Annotated in this window: 18 protein-coding genes; 7 read left to right on the top strand and 11 right to left on the bottom strand. The window is 44.1% G+C overall.

Annotated elements, in window-relative coordinates; all coding sequences use genetic code 11:
- The first annotated feature begins 7 nt into the window (after nt 1-7).
- Nucleotides 8-1,462 carry a complex I subunit 4 family protein gene (locus tag HUW51_RS12070; RefSeq protein ID WP_185274272.1) on the top strand — a complete coding sequence of 485 codons (1,455 nt, stop codon included), beginning with the start codon at nt 8-10 and terminating at the stop codon, nt 1,460-1,462.
- Nucleotides 1,463-1,629: 167 nt separating this feature from the next.
- Nucleotides 1,630-3,012 carry an NADH-quinone oxidoreductase subunit N gene (locus HUW51_RS12065; RefSeq protein ID WP_185274271.1) on the top strand — a complete coding sequence of 461 codons (1,383 nt, stop codon included), beginning with the start codon at nt 1,630-1,632 and terminating at the stop codon, nt 3,010-3,012.
- A 74-nt stretch (nt 3,013-3,086) separates the two neighbouring features.
- Here the strand turns inward: HUW51_RS12065 and moaA are convergent, their stop codons facing one another.
- Nucleotides 3,087-4,094, bottom strand: coding sequence for a GTP 3',8-cyclase MoaA (gene moaA / locus HUW51_RS12060; protein WP_185274270.1), 1,008 nt, complete (start codon nt 4,092-4,094; stop codon nt 3,087-3,089).
- 106 nt (nt 4,095-4,200) lie between these two features.
- Here moaA and HUW51_RS12055 point away from each other — a divergent pair, with 106 nt between their 5' ends.
- On the top strand, nt 4,201-4,443 hold the full coding sequence (locus HUW51_RS12055; protein ID WP_185274269.1) for a MoaD/ThiS family protein: 243 nt from the start codon (nt 4,201-4,203) through the stop codon (nt 4,441-4,443).
- Nucleotides 4,444-4,645: 202 nt separating this feature from the next.
- Nucleotides 4,646-5,056 carry a molybdenum cofactor biosynthesis protein MoaE gene (locus HUW51_RS12050; RefSeq protein WP_185274268.1) on the top strand — a complete coding sequence of 137 codons (411 nt, stop codon included), beginning with the start codon at nt 4,646-4,648 and terminating at the stop codon, nt 5,054-5,056.
- Nucleotides 5,057-5,136: 80 nt separating this feature from the next.
- On the opposite strand, the gene HUW51_RS24570 is transcribed toward HUW51_RS12050, so the two are convergent.
- Both HUW51_RS24570 and moaC read right to left on the bottom strand, forming a co-directional pair.
- Entirely contained in the window at nt 5,137-6,318 is a 1,182-nt protein-coding gene (locus HUW51_RS24570) for an NTP transferase domain-containing protein (protein WP_228467019.1), read from the bottom strand.
- Nucleotides 6,299-6,784 (bottom strand): cyclic pyranopterin monophosphate synthase MoaC, encoded by a 486-nt coding sequence (moaC, locus tag HUW51_RS12040; protein ID WP_185274267.1) that lies wholly within the window; start codon nt 6,782-6,784, stop codon nt 6,299-6,301. Before moaC ends, HUW51_RS24570 begins: the two co-directional genes overlap by 20 nt.
- A gap of 260 nt (nt 6,785-7,044) precedes the next feature.
- Here moaC and HUW51_RS12035 point away from each other — a divergent pair, with 260 nt between their 5' ends.
- Entirely contained in the window at nt 7,045-7,368 is a 324-nt protein-coding gene (locus HUW51_RS12035) for a DUF7009 family protein (protein WP_185274266.1), read from the top strand.
- A 231-nt stretch (nt 7,369-7,599) separates the two neighbouring features.
- Here HUW51_RS12035 and HUW51_RS12030 read toward each other — a convergent pair whose 3' ends face one another.
- The 8 genes from HUW51_RS12030 to nirB form a co-directional block, all read right to left on the bottom strand.
- A complete protein-coding gene (locus HUW51_RS12030; RefSeq protein ID WP_185274265.1) occupies nt 7,600-8,538 on the bottom strand; it encodes a Nif3-like dinuclear metal center hexameric protein in 939 nt (312 codons plus the stop codon).
- 188 nt (nt 8,539-8,726) lie between these two features.
- Nucleotides 8,727-9,935 (bottom strand): molybdopterin molybdotransferase MoeA, encoded by a 1,209-nt coding sequence (locus HUW51_RS12025; protein ID WP_185274264.1) that lies wholly within the window; start codon nt 9,933-9,935, stop codon nt 8,727-8,729.
- A gap of 223 nt (nt 9,936-10,158) precedes the next feature.
- Nucleotides 10,159-11,616, bottom strand: a complete 1,458-nt coding sequence (locus HUW51_RS12020) for a rubredoxin (RefSeq protein ID WP_185274263.1) — start codon at nt 11,614-11,616, stop codon at nt 10,159-10,161.
- Nucleotides 11,617-11,892: 276 nt separating this feature from the next.
- The gene (locus tag HUW51_RS12015; RefSeq protein WP_185274262.1) at nt 11,893-15,420 is read right to left on the bottom strand and encodes a nitrate reductase; all 3,528 of its coding nucleotides are present in this window, start codon (nt 15,418-15,420) and stop codon (nt 11,893-11,895) included.
- A 383-nt stretch (nt 15,421-15,803) separates the two neighbouring features.
- Nucleotides 15,804-17,177, bottom strand: coding sequence for a NarK family nitrate/nitrite MFS transporter (locus HUW51_RS12010; protein ID WP_185274261.1), 1,374 nt, complete (start codon nt 17,175-17,177; stop codon nt 15,804-15,806).
- A gap of 39 nt (nt 17,178-17,216) precedes the next feature.
- Nucleotides 17,217-18,674 (bottom strand): alginate export family protein, encoded by a 1,458-nt coding sequence (locus HUW51_RS12005; protein WP_185274260.1) that lies wholly within the window; start codon nt 18,672-18,674, stop codon nt 17,217-17,219.
- A 348-nt stretch (nt 18,675-19,022) separates the two neighbouring features.
- Nucleotides 19,023-19,394, bottom strand: a complete 372-nt coding sequence (gene nirD, locus HUW51_RS12000) for a nitrite reductase small subunit NirD (RefSeq protein WP_185274259.1) — start codon at nt 19,392-19,394, stop codon at nt 19,023-19,025.
- A gap of 100 nt (nt 19,395-19,494) precedes the next feature.
- Nucleotides 19,495-22,005 (bottom strand): nitrite reductase large subunit NirB, encoded by a 2,511-nt coding sequence (gene nirB, locus HUW51_RS11995; RefSeq protein ID WP_185274258.1) that lies wholly within the window; start codon nt 22,003-22,005, stop codon nt 19,495-19,497.
- A gap of 765 nt (nt 22,006-22,770) precedes the next feature.
- Here nirB and HUW51_RS11990 point away from each other — a divergent pair.
- Together HUW51_RS11990 and HUW51_RS11985 are read left to right on the top strand one after the other, a co-directional pair.
- Nucleotides 22,771-24,246, top strand: a complete 1,476-nt coding sequence (locus tag HUW51_RS11990) for an ATP-binding protein (RefSeq protein WP_185274257.1) — start codon at nt 22,771-22,773, stop codon at nt 24,244-24,246.
- The gene (locus tag HUW51_RS11985) at nt 24,239-24,889 is read left to right on the top strand and encodes a response regulator (RefSeq protein ID WP_185274256.1); all 651 of its coding nucleotides are present in this window, start codon (nt 24,239-24,241) and stop codon (nt 24,887-24,889) included. Before HUW51_RS11990 ends, HUW51_RS11985 begins: the two co-directional genes overlap by 8 nt.
- Nucleotides 24,890-25,546 lie beyond the last annotated feature (657 nt).

Below are 25,546 nucleotides of genomic sequence, written 5' to 3'. Positions count from 1 at the left end.
CTGAAATATGTCTAACCTTACCCTTTACCTACTCCTTTGGCCGACCATAGCTGGTATTCTGATTTTATTTTTAAAAGGTCAGAGTGCTAAACGGACAGCTTTTGGAGCTGCTTTAATTGAGTTTTTTATGGCTATACTGGCCATGATTCAGTACGAGCCCAATGCTTACCGGCAGTTTACCTTTGATCATACCTGGATTGAAAACTTTGGAATCAACTTTTCCATTGGCATGGATGGCATCAGCCTGTTATTGGTTTTCTTGACTACCTTTCTGGTGCCTTTAATCATTTTATCTTCTTTCCCGCATTCTTATAAAAATCCGAATGTATTTTATGCTTTAATCCTGTTTATGCAAACCGGCTTAATTGGCGTATTTACTTCGTTTGATGCTTTCCTGTTTTATTTCTTCTGGGAAGTTGCTTTAATTCCGATTTACTTTATAGCGGGTATCTGGGGTGGCGAACGTCGCATTCTGATTACTTTTAAGTTTTTCTTGTACACCATTATTGGTTCTTTATTTATGCTGGTGGGTTTTGTGTACTTGTATTTCCAAACACCGGGCACACATACTTCTGACATAAACGCTTTTTACCAGTTAAACTTAAGCGCTACCGACCAAAGCTGGATTTTCTGGTTTTTGTTTATTGCTTTCGCCATTAAAATGCCGGTGTTTCCTTTCCATACCTGGCAACCCGACACCTACACCGAGTCGCCCACCCAGGCTACCATGTTACTTTCGGGCATTATGTTGAAAATGGGGATTTACGGTGTTATTCGTTGGTTATTGCCCGTAGTACCTAAAGGAGTAAGCCAATGGGATACGTTAGTAGTAGTTCTGGCAATTATTGGAATTGTTTACGGCGCTATTATCGCTATCCGGCAAAGTGATTTAAAACGTTTGGTGGCCTTTTCTTCAATTTCGCACGTGGGTTTAATTGCCGCTGGTATTTTTACTCTAACCGAGCACGGCATGCAAGGGGGCATTATTCAAATGTTGAGCCACGGGATAAATGTAGTGGGCTTGTTCTTTATTATTGATATCATTTACCGCCGTACCCACACCCGTGAAATAGCCAACTTAGGTGGCATTACCCAAACTACTCCCGCTTTATCCATTTTCTTTTTGATTTTACTTTTAGGTACCGTAGCCCTGCCGCTGACCAATGGTTTTGTCGGGGAGTTCCTCTTATTATCGGGCGTATACCAGTATAATAACTGGATGGGAGCTATTGCCGGTTTAACCATTATCTTGGGAGCAGTTTATATGCTGCGGATGTTCCAGGGGGTTATGTTTGGCGAACAAAACAATGTTACGGCCACATTCCACGATTTAACCAGACTGGAAAAGGCCGTACTGATTCCGTTAGTGATTATGGTGTTCTGGATTGGTTTGCACCCAAATACGTTTATGAGCCTTACAGAACCAACAGTGGGCCATTTACTGGGTATTATCAATCGGTAGTCCAAACTAGGTGTTGCCTGGCTATCGTTTAGTCAGAAAATTAAAATTTTTAAAAATCACCGGTTAGCTTATTCATTGCCTTAACTTTCTGGTGCTACATACATTAAAACAAATTGGATGAAGGGCGTTGCATTACCAACCAGTAATCCATAAAGAGTAATTATAACATGAATTCCATTATACTACTAACAACCTTTGGCATTTTGAACCTATTTGTGGGGTTCCGAAAATCGAACAAGCTGGTGTTACCACTGGTATTCTTGTTTTTGGTTGTGGTGTTGCTCGCCAATTTTTACGATTGGAACAATACCCAAACCTACTTCGAGCAAATGTTAACCGTAGATAATTTTGCGGTAGCATTTACAGCAGTAGTAGTATTAACCACCATATTGGTAGTTCCTTTTGCCAAACGATACGCCGATGAGCAAAACGAAAGCTTAGCCGAGTTTTTCTCCATCCTGTTGTTTTCTTTAGTTGGCGCTATTATGATGGTGGCTTACGAAAACTTAATCATGCTTTTTGTAGGTATCGAAATCTTATCTATTAGCATGTATGTTTTGGCAGGTAGCGATAAGAAAAATTTAAAATCCAACGAGGCCGGGCTTAAGTATTTCTTAATGGGTTCTTTTGCTTCGGGCATTTTGTTGTTTGGCATTGTATTAATTTACGGGGCTACCGGCACTTTTGCCATTGCCGAGATTAACTCAGTGGCCACCACCGGCTCCGCTGATGCCTTAACTTCTCCGTTGTTAGCGATGGGGTTATTATTTACCCTCATCGGAATTTCTTTTAAATTATCGGCTGCTCCTTTCCACTTCTGGACTCCCGATGTATACGAAGGAACCCCTACCCTTTTCACGGCTTTTATGAGTACCGTGGTAAAAACAGCTGGTTTCGGTGGTTTTTACAAACTCATGTCGGTTTCTTTCGCCGGCGCTTATGACATCTGGTTCCCGACTTTAGTAGCCATGACGGTAATTACTTTAGCCATCGGGAATATTGGCGCTGTAGCGCAAAACAGCTTTAAGCGCATGATGGCTTACTCCAGTATTTCGCACGCTGGTTATTTGATGATTGCCTTATTATCTTTTAACGACCGGTCAGAGAATGCTATTTTCTTTTATTCCTTAGCTTATTCAGTAGCCACAGTAGCAGCATTCGGAATTTTAAAAATAGTATCGGATCAGCGGGATGATATTTCCTACAATGCCTTTAATGGCTTAGGCAGAACTAACCCCTTGTTAGCCGCCGTAATGACCATTTCGATGTGCTCTTTAGCAGGTATTCCTTTAACGGGTGGGTTCTTCGGTAAACTTTTTATTTTTAGTGCCGCCTTAGAACAAAATATTTTGTGGTTGATTATTGTGGCAATTATTATGTCGATGGTGGGAATTTATTATTACTTCCGGGTGGTTATAGCCATGTACATGCGCGAACCCAGCGGCGACCGCTTAAAAGTAGATTCTTCTGCTAGCTTTGCCTTGATTTTTATTGCGGTGCTTACTCTTATTCTAGGAATTTTCCCGGGATTGTTCAGCGATATTTTGTAAAAACATTATTTTTTAAAATAAAAAAGTGGCCTTGAAAACAGGGCCACTTTTTTATTTTAAAAAATTTAAACTGGTTAACCGCCAATCATCGACATTGATTCGAAGACCGGCAGCAATATAGGTCGCTGCGCTTCAGCTTCGTAGCCATCTTTGGCCCGGCTGTTAAAAGCTTTTAACAGTTCTTCCGTCAGGGTTGTTTCGGATGCCCCGCTACGTAAAATTTCCTTTACGTTCAGCACATCATTCCCGTAAAGACAGGTTTTTAACCCGCCTTGGGCAGTTACCCGAATACGATTGCAAGTGCCGCAAAAAGTGCGGGAAAAAGCCGCAATTACTCCAATGTTTCCTTTATAACCTGGTATAGTATAATGATTAGCCGTAGAATGCGGCGCATCCGAAGCTCTAGATAAAGCCGGAAAAGCAGTTTGTAATTCTTGAATTATCTTCCGGTAATTCCAGGTTAGCACCGGATAATGCTGGCCTTCGCCGTTAAAAGGCATTTCTTCGATAAACCTCACCGAAACCGGATGGTCTTTGGTTAAGGCCGCTAAAGGCACAATATCTTCAATATTCTGCCCTTCCATTACAACCGCGTTTATTTTTACCGGAATCTGATTAGCCAATAATGCATGATACGTTTGCATTACTTTTTCGAATTCGTCGCGACGGGTAATTTTTAAAAATCGCTCCCGATTTAAAGTATCCAGACTCAGGTTAACCGAATTAATTCCTAGTGCCACTAAATCCGGAATATATTGCTCCGTAAGCACGCCATTGGTGGTAATATGAATTTCGTCAATGCCCGGGATAGCCTTTACCTGCTTCAGAAAATAAGTTAAATCTTTCCGCAAAAAAGGTTCGCCGCCCGTAATACGCACTTTACTAATACCCAAACCGGCTAACACCTGCAGCAAACATTCCATTTCTTCGTAAGTAAGCAACTGCTTTTTCGGCAGATAATCAATGCCTTCGGCGGGCATACAGTAAAAGCAGCGCAGATTGCACCGATCAGTAACAGCTAACCGCACGTACGTTAACGGACGGCCATGATTATCTACTATTTGCGGGCGATGTTTTGTCATGATCGGGTGCTTGCTACCGAAAGTACAATAAAATTTTGAAATTGTAAATAGATAACCAATTCTGTTATAAATTAGTTAACTTTAAAAGGTGTTTATTATTTAATCTATGCAATTAAAAATTCGTTTATTTGGCATTACCAAAGACATAATTGGCCAAACCTGGACATCTGTAGATATTCCGGAGCAAGCCAAGGTTCAGGATTTACTGCAAAATTTAAAAAATACTTATCCGGGTTTAACTAAACTCCATTCGGTTTTAGTAGCCGTAAACGACGAATACGCCAAACCTGATGTAACCTTAAACCCCAACGACGAAATTGCTTTAATCCCACCCGTGAGCGGAGGATAATAGTAGTAAGTGTAAGTAGTAGGTTATAAGTAGTAAGTAGTAAGACTTTTGCATGAAGCTTAAATTCTACTTTTTTACTCTTTTTAGTGCTATTTGCTTTAACTACTTATAATTTGAAAATATTATTTAATCATTTATCCTTTAACGTTCAGTATCCTGCTACTTAATACTTAATACCTGTTACTTAATACTCAATACCAACATGATTGCCTTAACGGACCAACCAATTAATAAAGAAGAAGTAATAGCGGCGGTGCAGTCGGATGGCGCTGGGGCAGTAAATGTTTTTATTGGTACCGTACGGAATAATACCCAGAAAAAACCTGTAGTGCGGTTAGAGTTTGAAGCGTACGAATCCATGGCGGTAAAGAAAATGCAGGAACTGGCAGATATGGCTTCTGAACGCTGGCCAGTACTAAAAGTAGCCATTGTGCACCGTACCGGCGTATTACCCATAGGCGAAGCTGCCGTAGTTATTGCCGTTTCTACCCCGCACCGGAAAGCCTCTTTCGAAGCCTGCGAATTTATTATTGATACCTTAAAAGAAATCGTACCTATCTGGAAGAAAGAAATATTCGAAGATGGCGAAGTATGGGTAGCAGCGCATCCTTAAACGGTTGAAAGTTGCAGGTTACAAGTTGCAGGTTTTATTCAATATTAAAATTTAAATTACAAGCCGCTAACCCCATTCTCCTATTTCTGCTGGCTCAAATCAGTTAATGCTTCTTTATACGCTTGCGGGTCGTTTACATTGCGCAGTTCCTCTGCATCCGGAATAGTAAGCAATTTTACATCGGAGTTGATTAAGGCTTTCCGCGGACAGGAATAACCTAAACTTAAAAACTGCAACAAGCTCGAAAAACTGCGTGGCTCCCAAATCGTCAATAAAGGTTCCGGAAATTTGCCATCCGAATCATAAAACGCTGTGGCCATTTTGGTGGGGTCGCGGTGCTGCACTAAATAATCCAGAGTTTCTTTACTTAAAAAAGGCAAATCGCAGGCTACCGCTAACCAAGCCGCATTGGGATCATGTTGCAAAGCCGTTAAAATACCGCCTTTGGGCCCTAAATTTAAAAATCTATCTTCCAAGTAAGGCAGCTTTCCTTCCAATTCTGCAGCTTGAGAGGCATTGCACGACACAAAAGTATTGGAGCAAATAGAACTGAGCATTTGGTAAACATGCGTACGTTGGTCTCGATCATGGTAGCGCAATAAACCTTTATCGCTTTGCATGCGGGTACTTTTACCTCCGGCTAAAACCAATCCGTTTACGGGCGGAATGTTCTTTTTGTAAAAACCAGAAACGAAATCTGTAATTTTCTCGATTTCAGAAACGGGATAAACGGGTATCGGAGATTTTTGCGATAAATGCTTTTGAATGAAGTCGGGCACTTCCGTTACTCCTTCTTTTAATAATATTAACTGCACGTTGGTGAGTTTATCCAGCTTCTTCTCCAAAGGCTTTGTCGGGTCAATTACTATTATTTGGGCTTGGGCTGGAAAATGATTACCATTTACTAGAATTAAATCTGCGGCTTGAAAGAAAACTTTCTGCTGGTATTCGTTCCAGGTAGTCCGGTAATCTAAGCGCTGAAAAGTAATTTTATCGGTATACTCCAGAAAACTGCCGTAGGCTAAAGCGGTATTTACGTCTGGGCCGTTGCTCGCTTCTGCATCGGCGCTTTTATGGTCGGCATCTACGTAGGCAATTTTTAAATTTTTGGCTAGTTTCTCAGTTAGTGCAAAAGCTAATTTTTTAATATTGCCGCAAGGCGTACCCAGAATAGCCAATTCGGTTCTTCCAAAATGCCCCAAAGCGGGACGGCTTAAGGCAACATGCTTCTGGTAGGCTGGTTTATTTTCGGATGAAGTCACTTTTACCTCCGGTTTTACTAATTAATCGGGTTTCTTTAATAACAATGTCGTGCGAAAAAGCTTTACACATATCGTAAATAGTTAAGGCCGCTACGCTGGCACCGGTTAAAGCTTCCATTTCAACGCCGGTTTTGCCGGTTAAGCTGGCGGTGCATTGAATCACCACTTCGTTCGCTTCGTTTACCTGAATCTGAAATTTACAGCTTTCCAGACCCAACGGGTGGCACAAGGGAATCAGGTCGGACGTTTTTTTGGCACCCATGGTACCCGCAATAATCGCCGTTTGAAACACGGGTCCTTTTTTGGTTTGGATATCGCCGTTACTTAAATGCTGCATTATATCATCGCCCAAAACCACAATACTCTGAGCGATGGCCGTACGCTTGGTTTGAGATTTCGCGCTTACGTCTACCATGGCCGGATTACCGGCCGCATCCAGGTGCGAAAAAGTTTTCTCTGGTTCCATTTTAGTTGAAAGTTGCAAGTTACAGGTTACAAGTTGGTTGAAAAGTTGGAAAGTTATAAAGTTAAAAGGTTATCTTGGTTGTATGTTTTAAGTAATACGTTGTACGTTTGCGAAAGGAAGGCGTAATTTTCTTCCTAAACAATTTAGGAGTTCAGTAATAATCTTTGTCCTATAGTCTACCTGATTGCAGACTATGGACTAAAAACAAATTTAACTATAATCCTATGGTCCATCGACTATGGACTATGGACTAATATACTATGAAACTCAGAATCCAAGGAAACAGTTTGCGTTTGCGCCTTTCCGAAGCCGAAGTTACGCAATTTGCCGACACAGGCCAGGTAGAAGAAACGATTACCTTTAGCCCCGATACTACCAACGCTTTGCGCTATCTTCTACAACAAACTTCTGATAAAGAAGTGAGCGTTCGTTTTACCAACAACCTTATTACGGTTTCTATTCCGGAAGCAATGGCAAAAAAATGGACTGATACCAACTTAGTTGGGTTTGATGACCTGATTGACGTAGGTAAGGAGAAACAGTTGAGAATTATAGTGGAGAAAGATTTAGACTGCAGACATTAACAAACGACCAGTTTAAGATCTCCTATCTTCCCTTATAATGGCATACGCTGGCGCAAGTGTTAAGCGAAGCGTCACTTGTGCTTAATATACAAAAGCCAGTCTCCAGACTGGCGAATAGCAATACTTAAACACGTCAGTCTGGAGACTGACCAATGTCTTTCCGGCACAAGTCTCGCTCCGCTAAGACTTGCGCCAGTGAAGGTCATAGCTCAAGTCAAAATTTTAAAATTTCTACATAAAAGACAAGGGGTTTTTAGACACCACGTGCGTTACTTTTAAGCCAGAAAATTTAGATTTGAGCCAGGAAGCCATCCATTCTGCGCCGGGTTCTTCGCTTACAGCGTGCCCCAACAACACTAACGAAAGTTTATCGCCTTTCGCCCGGGCATCCCGCACGTATTCTACGGTTTCCCATTCCTGCGCTTCGCCCACCAGCACTACATCGGGCTTCTCTTTCTCTATTTCCGCGATATGTCTTCTGGCGCCGGATGCTCCCGGTAAAAGCAAAACCTTCTGGCAGGATTGCGTAGGATCTCCTACGTAACGCACCATCTGGATATTTAATTTTGATTTTACATGCGATATTACATCTTTAAGAGAAGTAGCAGGTAGTACAAAACGGGCCTGAGATCCGGACTGAACATACTTTTGCCAACTCAAAGCAGCTACCAGCCCCGCCATAACACCATCGGGTTTGTGGGTATGCAGGTAATCGTGGTTACGCCAAACCGTAATGTTGTGTTGTTTTAGTAGATTAGCTTTGTACTGATACACCTCGTCTTTTTGAAGCCATTCGGTATCATCCTGGTGGCTATAAAAAGTGGGTTCGTGCGCAATGATAAAGTTAGCTTTTAAATCAATGGCTTTCCGGATTACTTCTACGGTGGCAAACATGGTAGTTACGATACCGGTAACTTTGGTATCCATACTTCCCGATTTTAAAGTATCCACGGTTTTATCAAACGGAGCTTCCGGTATTTCCTTCAAAAACAAATCTATAATTTGCTTAACCGTATACGATTGTTGAGGAAAATTTAAACTTCCGGCATTTGTTACGAACGGGCTAGCCAGCAATGCCGAAGCCCCAACGGCTTTGGTTAACGATGTGATAAAGGTCCTTCTATCGGTGGTGCTGGTTAAAAAAGTCGGGTTATTTTTCGGAATGGCCATTTCTTTCGGAATAGATTAAATGCATAAAACAATGCTGCATTTTAACCATTATATTCTGAATGTAGCGACATAGCTATTCCTATTTTTTAAAATTTCTTTAATCCGAAAGCGCAGTAAAACAGGTAGCTAACCAACCACTATCTGTTTTATCTACGGGGAAAAAGAATTATTTAAAAAAATCCGGATTACTAACTTCTAAAACCAATAAACGGAAAAGTATCTCCTGGCGAAAACTTGATTTGGTCTGGCGGAAGCTCCAGAAATCCGTCGGCGGCCAGCAAGCCGGCAAAATCGCCGGACCCACCAATGGGCACGGGTTGCGCGCGCCAGCCAGTAGCGGAAATAAAAACTTTTACCGGTAAAAAATAAGTAAGCTTGGGATTAAAAGTAATTTCGGTGGTTAAATGAGCCTGCAGATTCCAGGCGGGCGCAGCGCCCAATATTGCCCGCAGCCAGAGCCTGATGTATTTATAATAGCACACAAACGTAGAAACCGGATTACCCGGCAAAGCAAAAACTACCGGACCAGCCGCCTGTTTCCCGAACCAGAATGGCTTACCAGGCCGTTGAGCTACCTCGTGAAAAACCTGCTCTACGCCTAATTCTTGTAAAACTTCCGGAATAAAATCGGCTTTGCCTTTACTTACGCCCCCACTTAACACCAGCACCTGATACTTTTTAAATTTTTGTTGTAGTTCATCCAGTAGCAACGATTTATCATCTATTAAATGAAATACATCGGCCAACACGTTTTGTTCGCGCATGGCCGCCTGCAACATATAACTGTTAGATTTCCGGATCTGGTGGGGCAAAGGCGTTTGGGTTACCTTCACCAATTCATCACCCGTTGAGATAATCGCCACCCGGGGCGCTTGCGTAACTTTTAAACTCGCTTTACCCACGGTAGCCGCCACGGCTATTTCGGCAGGCGATAAAAGAGTACCTTCCGGAATTAGTAAATCTGTAGCTTTCCGGTCAGAGCCTTGCTGGTGTACATTCTGGAGCCGCATTTTGGGAGCAGCTAAAATATGCGCGTAACGTTTTCCCCGCCGTTCAATAATGCTTACATCTTCGTAGCGGATTACCGTATCGGTATTTTTGGGCAAAATAGCGCCGGTCATTACTTCCAGGCACTCGTCTTTGTGGGTTAAAGTTTGGGCTGGTGCCCCGGCCAGTTGCATGCCTTCTACCCGAAAAGTATCTTCACCAGCCAGATACGATTCGTACCGGATCGCAATGCCATCCATGGTTACCCGGTGGTACGGCGGAAAATCCCGGTCGGCATAAATGGGCTCCCGCAAAATTTTTCCTACGGCTTCTTCCAGGCTAACCTCGGCAACAGGCAGCTCTATTTTCTGGGCCATTATTCGGGCAAAAGCTTCGTCAACTGGTATCATCGTCTTTTAAAAAGCCTCTAACTTACACAATTTTCCGGGAAATGTAGAAGTTTCTACCGGGCAACATTTCTATTGCCTTTAAGCAGATGGTAAGTAAATGGCTTTTCAGCTTACGCAAAACAAAATCCGCTCTAAGCTTTAATAGGTTCCGTGTTCTTTGTACAGAGCCTTTAATTTCCTGACGAACTCGACATTTTAAAAAATTAGAGCCTCTCTTAAAATTCTAATGCGGTGTTTTTTCCAGATGCAGTTCCACAAAATCTTTTTTAGGTGCTTCGCACAACGAACAAACGTACGATGATGGTAACTCTTTAAAAGTAACTCCGGCCGGAATACCCGCATTTTCATCACCAAAAGCTTGATCGTAAACCGTTAAGCAATGGGAGCATTGGTAAACCGGGTGCAGGGATTTTTGCTCCACGGTTGGCTTACTTACTTTTACTTCGGGCTCGTAATGTAATTGTTCGTAGTACAAGCGGCTTAATTCCATGAGCAGAGGCGCCAGGTCTTCTTGTAACACATCTTTCGCGTAAGCCAGATAATCGCGTTTGTTTGGATTGAAATCTCGGCAGTACAAAACATTGTAAGTGGGCAGCAGTTCGTACTTATCGGAATACTTAGAAGCCGGATTTTTCTCGATCACGATGGAGGTGAACAAGACCATCGGAACCGTTTTAATCGCGAACGTTAAACCTTCGGTGCTAATGTCGTTCTGGTCGAAGGTGCGTACGAGATAACGTTTCAACTGCAGAGCTTCTTCGTCGAGTACCGGCAAGTGCCAGTTTAGTTCTAGCGACGAATGCCGCATGTTTATCCCGAATTTACCCAGCAGCTTTTCAAATTTTATTTTATCGCACTCGGCAATGCCTTTAATAATAAACGATTTCCAGGGCGTAATGCTGATTTTACCAATATTGGTTTGCACGCATAAATCGCAGAGAGCCTGCAAAAAGTTAATGGTATACTGGTTATTGCGCCAATAAAGCCCCAGCCAGTATTTATCGCCGGCCATTTTGTTCATGCCCTCGTACGTCGGGAAAGGAACAGTAGGTAATTCCAGTTCGCTTTGCAAAGGCCGGTTATTTGCTTTTATGCTGGCGTTGGTTTGGTCGTACAAACCGGTAATGGGTAAATTAGGTTGATCCAGGTAAACCGCTTCCAAGGCTTTTACCGTGCGCACCACATCGAAAGTATAAATCAAGGCTGGCCAGCAAACCAATTTATTTCCGTATTTGGGTAAGCTAACATACAAATACCAGTAATTTTCCTGCTTGGAAGCCACAAAATTTAAATTTCCGGTAAAAAGAGGTACCAGCGTTTGCCGGGGATCAGCAATGTTTACTTTTAGTTGCGGACGATAGCGCTCAAAATCATCCAAAATATACAAATAGGTATCAGAGTGCAGCCAGCTGGTGGCGGGTAATATATCGGCGGCTACGTATGAGCTAACTATATTTTCGTAATGCTTGCCGCCAAAATCATAGTCCGTGCGAATGGCCTGAAAAGTAGTATCCAGAATCGTTTTGCTGCGGATACTTACCGGAAACAGAATATCCTGCCGCGACCCAAAATGAATCACCTCGTTCCCAAACTCACTAGCAGTTGTCAGAATCTGCTTTAAATCTCCCGGCGACACTACTCCCCCCCGGGCAAATACCCGGACTAAATCTCTTTTTTCCATGGTTTAAGTTTTAGGGTTGTAAAGTTGGAAAGTTGAAAGGTTAGAGATTCAACAAACCTCCATTTCACCATTATCATTTTCAATTTCCTTTTCTGTTCTCTATCGCGAGCGTCCTCGCTCGTGATGCCCATTGTCCGGCCTCTGGCCGGTAGTAGCTTTGTATTATTTGCTCGTAATTTAAGTTTATCCGTTAGTCCGGCCAGAGGCCTACTAGATGGTAGACACGAGCGAGGCGTGCTCGCGCCAGCAATTAGCCAGCAAAATTTTAAAAATTAACTACACTGAAATTGGTTCCGATGGTAAAGCCCGTTCCAAAATGGCTTTTACTTCGGGTTTGCAGGAACCACAGCCCAGCCCCGCGCCAGACTGCTGGCATAGTTGCCGGAAATCGGTGCAGCCGCCTTTTACCATGGCGGTTAAATTTCCTTCGCCTACGTTGTTGCAGGAGCACACCAGTTTACCCATAACCGGCGCAATCGGTTTACCGGACCGGAGCAATTCCATGCGTTTTTCCGATAATTCAATTTTATTTTCGATGAGGGTTTTAAACTCAGCAAATTCGCTTTTGTCACCCATCAAAATAGCTCCCACTAACTTATCCTGATGGATAATGCATTTCTTGTAATAGCGTTTGGCTTTGTCCGTAAAAATCACCTCTTCGTAGTCCGGGCTATTATCGGGCACTTCTACCATGCCTAAAGAACACAAGTCCAGATCAGCCAGCTTTAAAATATTCATGAAGATGGAGCCAGAATAATAGCTACTGAAATCACCTGCCAGGAAACGGGCGGCGACATCGGCTTGTTGCTCGGCGGCTGCGGTAATGCCGTTTACTACACCATTAAATTCGGCTACTTCGCCCATGGCAAAAATGTCGGAGTCGGTAGTGGTTTGTAAGTAATCGTTTACTAAAATTCCGCGACCGCAGGCAATCTGGGCTTCCAGGGCAAGTTCTACGTTGGGGCGCGTTCCTACGGCATATACTACTGCGTTACACGGTAAGGCTTTTCCACTTTTTAAATTTACTACCAGTCCAGGTTCGTTTTTATTCGGGAAAATGGTTTGTACCTGGTCGTTGAAATAAACTTTAACGTCCATCTCGTCGATGTGCTCGCGCAGTAAATCCCCGGAAATTAAGTCGAGTTGCCGCTCCATGAGCCGCGAGCTCAGTTGCACAATGGACACGTTAATATCTATTTCACGTAAGGAGGCGGCTAACTCCAAACCTAGTAAACCTCCTCCTACAATTACTACGTGCCCCTGGTGGTTCAGGAAAGTTTTTAAACGGTCGGCATCGCCGCGGTTACGCATGGTAAAAATACCCGGCAGCTCCATGGGTACATCTTTCGGCACGAAGGCCCGGCTACCGGTAGCAATAATTAGCTTATCATAAGTGTGAACTTTGCCGTGGGTATCAGTAACAGTTTTGGCTACCCGGTTAATGGACCGGATACCCGTGGATTCGTGCAGGTACACGTCTAACTTAGCAAGTTCACCGGCTTTAAATTTTTCGAGTTGTTCCCAGTTCAGGTGGCCGTTCAGGTATTCGGGCAATAATACCCGGTTGTAAAACGGATAAGCTTCCTGCGAAAACACATGAATATCGTCGGTAATATTCTTCTCTCGGTAGGTATTGATAAAACGGTAAGCAGCTGCCCCGGCGCCAATAATGACTATTTTCTCGAACGGCTTCTGGTATTTCTGAACCTGTACCGCCGAAAATTTAAAATCCGGTTCTTTCGATTTTAGGTCGACGAGGGTATTGGTTAAGTTGTTGGTACGGCCAAAATCGCGGTTTAATATTTTTCCCCAGTGCATGGGCAGGAATATCACGCCGGTTTTAATATCGGTTGTAACCACGGCATTTACCCGAACTTTACCGCGCTGGCTTACAATCTCTACGGTATCTCCGTCATTGATATCGCGCAGAGCAGCATCTAACGGGTTAATTTCCAGGAAGGGTTTACCTAAGTGTTGCTTGAGTTTATTTACTTTCCCGGTGCGCGTCATGGTATGCCATTGGTCACGAATACGGCCGGTAGTTAAAATCAAAGGAAATTCCGGACTCACCGGCTCCGACTGGTTATGCACCGAAGCCGGGGACAAGATTTTAGCGCGTTTATTTGGGGTGTAAAACTGATGGTCGGTAAACAAGCGAGGCGTGCCTTCATGACCCAATGCCGGAACCGGCCATTGGATGCTGCGTTTTTCCTGCAACGCTTCGTAATTTAAGCCGCTAATATCAATGTTGGTTCCTTTGGTCAGGCGGGCGTGCTCTTCGTAAATTTCATCGGTTCGTTTGTAATCAAACCCAGAGAAATTCATTTTCTTGGCAAAACGGCAAAGAATTTCTACGTCGGGCAAGGCTTCGCCGGGAGGTGATACTACTTTGTTTAAGTAGCTTATGCGTCGCTCGGAGTTAGTCATGGTGCCTTCTTTTTCGAGCCAACCGGCCGCAGGCAATATTAAATCGGCGTACTGTAAGGTATCGGCTTTGTTTGAAATATCCTGGACCACTACAAAACGGGCTTTTTTCAAAGCTTCTTCTATAATACCGGCCTCCGGCAAACTTACTAAGGGGTTGGTACAAATAATCCAAACGGCTTTTAATTTATCTTCGCGTAGTGCCCGGAACATTTCGGTGGCGGTAAGGCCGGGTTGAGCGGGTACGCTGGGCACCCCCCAGTAATTCGCCACTTCCTGGCGGTGCACGGGATTAGCTAAATCGCGGTGCGCCGATAACAAATTAGCCATACCACCTACTTCACGACCGCCCATAGCGTTTGGCTGGCCGGTTAAGGACAAAGGCCCGGAACCTGGTTTACCAATCTGCCCAGTGATGAGAGATAAGTTTAATAAAGCCAGGTTTTTATCTACCCCTATTACGCTTTGGTTCAGGCCCATGGCCCACATCGAAATAAAACCGTTGGCATTGCCAATGTAAGTAGCGGCCAGTTTTATATCCGAAACAGACACATCGCAGATAAAAGCCGCTTCTTCGATACTGGTCTGAAAAACAAAGTTTTTAAAATTTTCAAATCCATCGGTATGGTTCTGCACGAAAGCCTCATCAATCAAATTTTCTTCGATGAGATAACGGGCAATAGCGTGGTACAAAACAATATCGGTACCCGGATTTATCTGTAAGTGTAAATCAGCGAGCGCGCAGGTTTTAGTACGCCGCGGGTCAACTACAATTATTTTAATTTCCGGATGCTGTTCTTTGTGCTGCTCTAAACGCCGGAAAAGAATGGGATGGCACCAAGCCGGATTGGCACCGGCAATAAAAAAACAATCGGCTAATTCGATATCCTCATAGCTTGCCGGGACAGCATCTTCGCCGAGGGCCATTTTGTAACCCACCACTGCCGAACTCATGCACAACCGGGAATTGGTATCGAGGTTATTCGTACCCAAATAGCCTTTTACCAGTTTGTTCACGATGTAATATTCTTCTGTCAGGCATTGTCCGGACGCATAAAAGCCAACCGAATCGGGTCCGTACTTATCAATAATGGTTTTGAAAACGGCGGCAGCCCGGTCTAAGGCGGTATCCCAGCTTACCCGTTGGCGCGGTTGATTTTTAGCCCAGCGCATTTCGGGGTACAGCAACCGGTCAGAATGGTCCGAAACGACATAGTGCAAATTCATTCCTTTGGAGCAAAGCATGCCTCTGTTTACCGGATGCTCCGCATCGCCTTCTACCCGAATTTTACCTTTCGCGTCTTGCTCCACCACAATGCCGCAGCCTACGCCGCAGTATGAACAGGTAGTTTTAAAACGATGGCTCTTATTCTTTTTCATTTGCTTTAATCTCCATTATTTAAGGTATTTCACCTTTTATTTTCGCTCTTTCGGATTTGTAATCCATAAGCTTACTTGCTGGGGATTTGCAATCCCCGATTGCTACGGTGCTATCTAACTTGCTAACTTCAAGTTTTGCCTCATGGCCGGCGGGCCTCGTTTGGCTCTTTCGGGCGGTCTAAGCTTCCTTTCCTCGACTCCGTCTGCGGAATGCTGCTATGCAGCACCGGAACCTTAGAAGGCCCTCAACAGCCAAACTGGTGTCTTTGCTTTTAGCTTCAGCTTGTCTTGGAATTCAAGATTTTTAAAAATTTGCTAATTCTAAAATCCGCGTAATCCGTCAAATCTGTGTATATCCGCGATTCGAAATACGCGATTCTGATTTATGCGATAGCAGGAACCGGGGTTTCTGAACTGGTCGGAACGGTACCTAAAGACTCGTTCATTTCTTGTTGCGCTTCGGCTTCGTGGGCTTTGGTGAAACGTACCAGGAACGAGGCGAATGATACCGCCATTACCGTACAACCAATGATAAATAAAGCATCGCTGTAGGTTAAGGATTCGTCTTTCAGGAGAAAACCGGCTAGTACGGCGCCTACGTTACCGCCAGCTCCCACAATACCGGACACAGAGCCAATGGCTTTTTTATTAATAAATGGTACCACGGAAAACGTAGCTCCTTCCGACATTTTCACGAATAAGCTAAAGAACAACATGGCGGCAATGGCAATGGGTAAAACGGTCATTTGGGAGAAAAGAATCAGGGCCACACCTTCCATGAATAAAGCGAACGCCAGAAATAAAACCCGACCTTTTAAACCGTACCGGATACCAGCTTTATCACCGAAATAACCGCCCAGGGTGCGGGCAAAAATATTCATCATTCCGAACAGACCGGCAATTAAACCCGCTGTTTCCAGGTTCAGCTTAAACTTATCGAAGTAGTAAATGGCGGCAATGTTGTCGATGGTGATTTCGATACCGAAGCAAGCACCGTAGATTAAGAACAGCATCCACACCCGGATATCTTTGCAGGCTTTCCAGAAAGCGCCTTTGCTCTCGGCTGCTTTCATCCGGTAAGCCGGGTCGTTCTTTTTTAAATCGGCTATGTTGCCTTCGGGGGTATCCTGGGTAAATTTATAATAGGCAATCCCCATCAAGAATAACAAAACTCCGGGTACTACCATTGCATACCGCCAGGCGGCCGTATCTACGTAACCCAAACCAATAAACCCGGCAAAAATCAGGGGCATAATAATTTGAGTGGCGCCACCGCCCATGTTGCCCCAACCTGCTGTAGTAGCATTAGCGGTGCCTACTACGTTAGGCGCAAACATTAATGAGGTATGAAACTGGGTTACCACAAACGATGCCCCGATTACGCCAATGGCCAACCGGAACAGCAAAAAGGATTCGTAGCTATTGCTTAGGCCAATAAACATGACCGGCAACGAACCCAGAATTAAAATAATACTGTAGGTAATCCGGGGACCAATTCTATCGCACAGCCAGCCGATAAACAAGCGGGCAAAAATGGTAATACCTACCGAGGAGATAATAATGTTACCAATTTGGGCTTTAGTTAAATGAAACTCTTCGCGGATTACTGGCATTAACGGGGCCACGCCAAACCAGGCAACAAAACAAAGAAAAAAGGCAAACCACGTAATATGAAACGTACGCATGTGCGGGCCGGCAAAACTAAAAATCTTGATTTTGGTGGCTTTACCGACTGTAGGGCTGGATAGTAGCGTCATGACTGATTGGTTATGGTTAGTAAATTATTTTTAATTTTTTTAGGCTTTCGGTTGCGCCGTAGCTTTAGTAGCCAGGAATTCAGGTTTGATGTTAATCATGAGGTAAGCCCAGTTGGCCTGGCGCTGCTTGGGCAGGTAAGTGTTGTTAGCGGCCGGAAACCCGGAAGTTTTGATACGGTTTAGGGAATTAGTACCGAACATATGGGCATAACCCGCTTCGAAGGTGATGTATTTGCCGTAAGTAAAAGTAGAAATCACATCTACTTCGGTGCCCAGGTTGGATTGGTAGCGGGTTAAGGCATCCGCATTATTTTCGCGGTAGGCAATCTGGTTGCCGGATAAAAACTGGTGCAGGTCTACGGCCGTAGAAAAATTACCTTTGGTATAGCGACTTTTTACATAAAAATCTTTCAGACCCGCTGGTCCGTGACCATCGGCGGCGTAGAAATAATCCATTAAACCACCAAACTTATGCGGTGTGCCGTAGAGCGGATCAAAACGGTGATTGACTTTGGTAGTCTGTTCGCCGTTGTTGCCGGAGTAAAAATCAAAACCCGGACCGGCCGAAAATACACCAAAAGAATAGCTGCTGTAGATACTGGCAAAATAAGCTTTGAGCGGGTTTCCTTCTTTATCTTTGTTTCCCTGGTAATAACCCGAAACATTCAACATTAATTTATTCGTGGGGCTTGGCAGCAATGCAGCATTTAGGCCGGTGGTATACCGGGAATTCAGGCCCTTCGTGAAAATACGGCCCGTAGTAGTTACCCTGGATTTTTGAAAATAATCGTTAAATAACAACCCTGATACCTTAAATGCCCCTACTTTTTTACTCAGGTAAGCATAGTGAAAAGCCTTGTACATTTGCCCGATGCCGTTGGTACCCGCTGGGTTTACTGTTCCGGTTACCGGAATCTGCCCGGTAGTTGTTCCTGTGGGCACATTACCCGGCACGTATATTCTGCCTTCTTTTAATTCAGCATTTTGGTTATAAGCTACGCCTACATCTAACTGCACACCTTTGTGCATTAATTTAAAAATGGCCGCATCGTGGCGGCGGGCTTGCTGCAACCAATCCAGGTTGCCGAGTAAGCGTTGATCGTCGTAGCTTATTTCTTGACGGCCGATTTTTAAACCAAAGTAATCCAGGCCTTTAATGGCAGCTGTTGAATCCGCAGCATTGGCGAGCACGATTTCGGCCCACATTTCGTGCAGCATTAATTTATTGCCGTCGGCGTTACTAATCGTAGAAGCGTCTTGCCCCCAAATGCGTACATCCTGAATAGCCGTAAAAAATTTAATTTTATCCAGGCTGTAGCCCAAATTCAGGCGGGCCCGCTGCGAAGTAAAAAAGGCCGGCGAGGCACCTTTGTTCGGCAAATTGCCAAATCCATCGCGTAACTCCGTACGGGTACGCAGTTGCCCCGAAATGGTAATCTGCGCCTGCGCTTGGTAAGCAAATAGGGCAAGAAACGGAATAAGGTATTTCTTCTTCATGGATTTTAGGCGGTTACACGGGTGGATTGATTTTGTTTAAATGGATGGCAATGAAATTTTTAAAATTTGCTAGCGTGGGATTTTTAAAATTCTGATATCGCGAGCGTCATCGCTCGTGATGCTTATCGTCCGGCCTCTGGCCGGTAGAAACTTGTTGCTGATTGGCTTTTTTAAGTTTATCGGTTCACCCGGCCAGAGGCCTACCAGATGGTTAGACACGAGCGTGGACGCTCGCGCCAGCAGTGATTTTTGGAACCTCATCCCCCTACCCCTTCTCCTCCAGGAGAAGGGGAGTTGTGCACGTTTTTGAAGTCCCTCGCCTGGAGGAGAGGGATTTAGGGTGAGGTGCTAATCCCGCAAACCGATGTACACGTAGCCGTCTTCTATTTTAACCGGGTAAGTTTCAATGTGGTAGCATTCGCCGTTCAGGTTTTCACCGGTGAGCAACGAGAATGTTTTTTTGTGAAACGGACAAGCCACTTTGGGTTCGCCGCACTGGTCACCGATAAGGCCGCGCGACAAAATCATTTGCTGTTTATGCGGGCATAAGTTCTGAGAAGCGTACCACTCGTTGCGCTTAGCAAAGTGATATACCGCAATTTGTTGGTCCTGGTATTTCACGCAGGCCCCACCGTTTTCCGGAAAGGCGCTTACTTCGGCGGCTTTAAACCAAAACGAAACATCAGCGAGGCGGTCGGCAGAAGGAGGCGTTTGTATCATGATCGTTAATTTTTAATTTTTTTAAAAAATCAGGCAAGCCGCTGGCCGGATAGCCCAAAACCTATCTTTTAATTTTCACTAAATCGTTGATTAATAAGCATTAAACCACCGGCACTTTTTGGCCGCGTTCGGGTTTAAAGCGGATAGACGGATCAGGTTCGGGTGTGTTAATGAAGTGCTGGAAGCGTTGGCGCAGCTCCGGATTGTTCACTACTTCTTTCCATTCACAGGCGTAGGTATCAACCATAAACTGCATCTCACGATCCAGGTCGGCGCAAATACCTAAAGAATCTTCTACAATCACCTGGCGCAGGTACTCCATACCGCCTTCCATTTTGTTTAACCAGGTGGCGGTTCGGTTTAAGGGTTCAGCGGTTTTAATGTAAAACATCAGGAACCGGTCGAGGTATTTAATGCAGGTTTCACTGTCGAGGTCGGTGGCGAAAAGCTGGGCGTGCTGGGGTTTAGCGCCGCCGTTACCGCAGATGTACAAATTCCAACCTTTTTCGGTGGCAATAATGCCAAAGTCTTTCGATTGCGCTTCGGCACATTCGCGCACGCAACCCGAAACCCCGCCTTTTAATTTGTGCGGCGAACGCAAGCCTCGGTAACGCTCTTCTACCTGAATGGCAAACCCTACCGAATCGTGCAAGCCGTAGCGGCACCAGGTAGAACCCACGCAGCTTTTTACGGTTCGTAAGCTTTTGCCGTAAGCGTGGCCACTTTCGAAACCGGCATTTATTAATTCTTCCCAGATATCGGGCAACTGATCCACCCGGGCGCCGAACATATCAATCCGTTGGCCGCCGGTAATTTTGGTGTACAAGCCATATTTAGCCGCCACCTGCCCGATGACAATTAATTTTTCCGGAGTAATTTCGCCGCCGGCAATGCGGGGCACTACTGAATATGTACCACCTTTTTGAATATTAGCCAGATAGCGGTCGTTGGTATCCTGGATGGTGGCTTGTTTTAGAATGAGCTCGTTCCAGGTGCTGGCCATGATAGAAGCTACGGCTGGTTTGCATATTTCGCAACCATCACCGCGACCGTGGCTGTGCAGTAATTCGTCGAAGCTGCGGATATTATTTACTTTTACAAGATCCAGTAACTCTTGCCGGGAATAATCAAAGTGCTCGCACAATACTTTTTTCACTTCTTTACCCATCTGCTTTAAGGTAGCATTGAGTAAATCATTCACCATCGGAATGCAGCCGCCGCAACCCGTTCCGGCTTTGGTGCATTTTTTTATTCCGGCTACATCCGTACAGGTTCCATCTTTTACAGACGAACAGATATCCCCTTTACTTACGTTTTCGCAAGAGCAAATCAAAGCTTCGTCGGGCAAACTCATTACACCCGCACCAGCCGATTCAGAAGCGCCTCCACGAGAACCTAAAATCAAATCTTCGGGGTCTTGGGGTAGGATAATTTTGTTTTGTACGGTTTGCAGCAACATGTTGTAGTTACCGGCATCACCTACCAAAATACCACCTACTAAGTGTTTGCCGTCTTCCGAAATATTAATGCGCTTGTAAATACCTTTGGCTTTGTCTTCGAAAACAATAGAACGGCTGGTGGCCGGACTGGCAAATGCATCGCCGAAGCTGGCTACGTCTACGCCAATCAATTTTAGTTTGGTAGACATATCGAAACCTTTGAAGGTTTTCTCGCCGCCCAATAAGTTAGTTACAACGGTGTCGGCCATATCGTAACCGGGCGCTACCAAACCGTAAATCATGCCACCGTGTAAAGCACTTTCGCCGATAGCGTAAATATTAGCATCCGACGTCTGTAAGGCATCATTCACCATAATACCACCCCGAGGCCCTACGGCTAAACCGGCTTTAATAGCTAACTCGTCGCGCGGCTTAATACCCGCCGACACAATAATCATATCTACATCCAACTCGCTACCATCCGCAAAAAGCATTTTCTCTACCCCCGGTCCTCCCAGAATAGCGGTAGTACTTTTATTTAAATGAATGCTGATGCCCAGGCTTTCGAGTTTTCGCTTCAACATTTCGGAACCGGCTTCATCTAATTGCCGCGGCATTAACCGGGAAGCAAATTCAATTACATGAGTGGTCAGGCCCATATCTACCGCTGCTTTGGCTGCTTCTAAGCCCAATAAACCTCCGCCAATAACAGCAGCAGTTTTAGCCTTAGGCGCATATTCCAACATAGCATCCAGGTCTTCGATGGTGCGGTACACGAAAACGCCTTCTTTTTCCACGCCGTTAATGGGCGGCACAAAAGCGCTGGAGCCGGTAGCTAATATTAGTTTATCGTAGCTAATGGATTCTCCTTTATGAGTGGTAATAGTTCGGGTAGCGGCATTTACACTGGTAACTAATTCGCCTAAATGCAGATTAATATTATTCTGCGCATACCATTCTACCGGCGCCATGGTTAGTTCTTCGGCGGTTGTACCGGAAAAATAAGCACTCAGGTGAACGCGGTCGTAAGCGGGGCGAGGTTCTTCGCCGAAAACAATAATTTGGAAAGCACTGGGTTGGGCTTTAGCTACAAGCTTTTCACAAAACTTATAACCAACCATACCATTTCCTATTACTACTATACGTTGGGGCTGTGCTACTAAACTGCTCATACGTTTTATGTTTTCGTGACTATTAATTACTTTCTAGATTTAGGCTGCTTTTAAAAATAAGCTCAATTTTTAAGTCTTTATTCTAAATTCAACCTTTTTCATTCTGTCTTCACTTAAAATCTAAGGTGTCTTTATCTAAATTCTTTTACTTTCTAGTAAATACCATCAAATATCAACCTTAACTTGAGTAAAAGTACTTAATTTTTGATTAGTTGGTTATTTTTTGGTGGCATAAACCAAAAATTTAGTTTTTTCACAAAAACATACGCTGTTTTAAAGAGCAAATTTTTAAATATTTAATCAATTAGAAGCATTCTTGTATTTCGAACCCATTTTTTAAACACAATTCAATTAAAATACCAGGTGAAAGCTCAAAATATCACACAAAATTTAAAAAACGACTTTATTTTAATAGCTAAAATCTAAATTAGCGTGGTTTTATTAGATGAAAGATTAACAATCAAGGGTAAATAGCTCTAAATAGAATAGAGTCAGCTAATTACTAAGGATCATTTTCCGATGAAGATTTCTAGGAAGAAGAGTTTACGTTTAGATGGTACGGTGCCGCATAGTTTAAGCAAGAGAAGCACCCGGCAGTAAATTAAGTAGAATTACTCAATTCATTACTAAGATTAAAATATACAGGAGAATCCATTTGCTTCTGATACACAAAAGCATTTGGTTAAAGAGTAATTAAATCGGCGGCCTCTTTTATTTAAAATCCTGCGAAAATGGCGTGAATCTATTACCAATAATATTAAAAGTATGAGTTCAACGGATGCCAGCATCTACAAAAAAATTACCCGCCTCTATTTATTGGCGCTAACGGCTGTAGCCATACTTTTATTAATTGGGCAGTTATTAGTACAACGTTCATTACGGCGCCAGCTTACCGATTCCCGGATCATAAACATTGCCGGCAGGCAGCGGATGTTAAGTCAGAAAATTTGTAAAACGGTGGTATTGCTGTACCATCAAAAAAACCAGGCGGCCACTCCTATATATGTAGCGGATTTAAAAGAAGCTTTAGACCTCTGGAAAAAAAGTCATGATGGGTTGAAAAACGGCTATTTAACTTATCTGCAAACGCCGGTAAATAACAGCGCTACTATCCGAAACAAGTTTTCCCAAATAGAACCGCTTTTTCAAAATGTATACACCAATGCCCGAGCTATCAATAACTATTATCAAAATAAACGAACGAGTACTATTGCTTCCGCGGAGGTGCAACGCTGGGTAAATCAGGTATTAGAAAACGAGCGGTCTTATTTGCAGGCCATGGACCAGATTGTGTTTCAGTACGATGCTGAAGCCAGCGAGCGGGTAAATAACTCCCAGCGGATGGAGAACATTGTCTTGTTTTTTACCTTAGGCGTGTTACTACTGGAAGCTTTGTTTGTTTTCCGGCCGGCGGTAACGCAAATTAAAAGCACCATTAAATTACTCTTGGAGGCCAAGCAGCAAACCCAACTGGCCAACGAAGAATTAATCCGGACGAATAAATCGCTGGCCGAAACGAAAGAAGCTTTACTGGAAGCCACCAATCAAAAATACCAACGGGAAATAAATGAGCAAAAGCTTCGCTCGACTTACCTCCTGGAAGGGCAGGAAGAAGAACGCAAACGCGTAGCCCGGGAAATTCACGATGGTTTGGGCCAAATGCTCACGGCTTTAAAATACGGGATTGAAAAGATCAGCGACTCGATGGATGGAACCGAGACGGCCCAAAAGAATTTTACGGAGCTGCGCCATTTGGTAAGCCAAACCATTACCGAAGCCCGAACCATTTCTTTTAACCTGATGCCCGCCGTGTTAAGTGATTTCGGTTTGGCTTCTGCTCTTAAACTATTAAGCAATCAACTCGCTTCCGGCTCCAACATAAATGTTTCTTTTAATACCAACTGGAACGGAAAAAGGCTGGCGAAAAATATTGAAATTGGTCTTTACCGGATTAGTCAGGAAGCATTACATAATGCGGTAAAATACGCCCAGGCCAAGCACATAACCGTTGATCTTCAGGCTAAAAAGAAATATATTCACCTGCATATTGCGGATAACGGGCAAGGCTTTGCCCCAGATGCTCTTTCGGTTCCCTCGGGCAAAACGGGTCTGGCTCACGGTATCAGCAACATGAAAGAACGCGTTTTTTTACTAAACGGCCTTATAAATATTAATTCTAAACCAGGGGAAGGCACCCAAATACACGTAAAAGTACCTTACCTGGCCCTTGACCATGACTAAAATAAAAGTATTACTTGCCGATGATCATACCCTAGTCCGGAACGGTATTCGTTCGATGCTGGAGAACTCCACCGATTTAGAAATTGTAGGTGAGGCCCAGAATGGAGCCGAAGCCCTGACTAAAGTAAAAGAGTTAGCTCCGGATGTGCTGCTCATTGATATTGCCATGCCCGTAATGACTGGCATTGAAGCTACCGCCCAGATTAGCAAACTACACCCCAATACCCGTTGCCTGGTACTATCCATGCACCACGACGAAGATTACATTTTAAAATCGGTAGAAGCCGGGGCATTTGGCTATTTACTAAAAGATAATACCCGTGAAGAAATGTTACGAGCCATCCGGAGTGTAGCTGCCGGGGAAAAGTATTTTAGTCCTTCGGTTTCGAATGTGATTGTAGAATCTTACCTGCAAAAAGTAAAAGAACCGGAACTGGCAGCCGCGCCCAAGAAGAAATTATCGAAACAGGAAAAAGCCGTTCTCACCTTTATTGTGGAAGGTTCGAACAGTCGCGAAATTGCTGAAAAATTAAATTTAAGCGTGCGCACCGTAGATAACCACCGCGCCAGCATGATGAAACGTCTGAAAGTAAAAAATGCGGTGGAATTGGTAAGAAAAGCTTTGGACGAGAAATTAGTCTGATTTAAAGAGAATCTTGTAACTGCCAGGTTAAGGTCGTATGGATCATACTTTTTGTTAATAATAAATATCACCTAATAAATAGTATATTCCCTAAAGAGAAAAAGAAGGTTTATTTAGAAAGTAAATGGCTGATCTATGGAGCCTTTTCAAGTCTCCATGCTCAAGTGCTATCTAATTAGGTAAGGCTGAGTTTGCCTCCTGGCCGGCGGGCCCCGTTTGGCTCTTCCGCACTCGCTAGTCTTCCTTTCCTCGTTGCACTGCGGAATGTGGCTGCGCCACACCGGAACCCTAGCAGGTGCTCTACAGCCAAACTGATGTCATTTACTTTTAGCTACCGACTCAACTTATTTAGAGTAGTACTAATTGTTTGAGCTATCTTCTATTAAGTTAGTTAAAAAGGCAAACAAACTAGGAAATTAATTTTAAAAAATCTATTGGTTGCAGTCAATAAGTTTAAAGTTACAATCCTTCATTCATTCGGAATGAGCCAGAAAAGCCGAAGCTAAGAGCAACTGACACTAGTTTGGCTGTGGAGGGCCTTCTAAGGTTGTGGTGCCGAGGAACGAGGCATTGTGAGGTACGAACAAAACGAGCTTAGACCAGCCCGGAAGAGCCAAACGGGGCCCGCCGGCCAGGAGGCAAACTCAGCCTGTTCAA

The organism is Adhaeribacter swui (assembly GCF_014217805.1).
Taxonomy (GTDB): domain Bacteria; phylum Bacteroidota; class Bacteroidia; order Cytophagales; family Hymenobacteraceae; genus Adhaeribacter; species Adhaeribacter swui.
The sequence above is the reverse complement of the archived record's forward strand: the minus strand, read 5'-3'. Positions and strand labels throughout refer to the sequence as shown.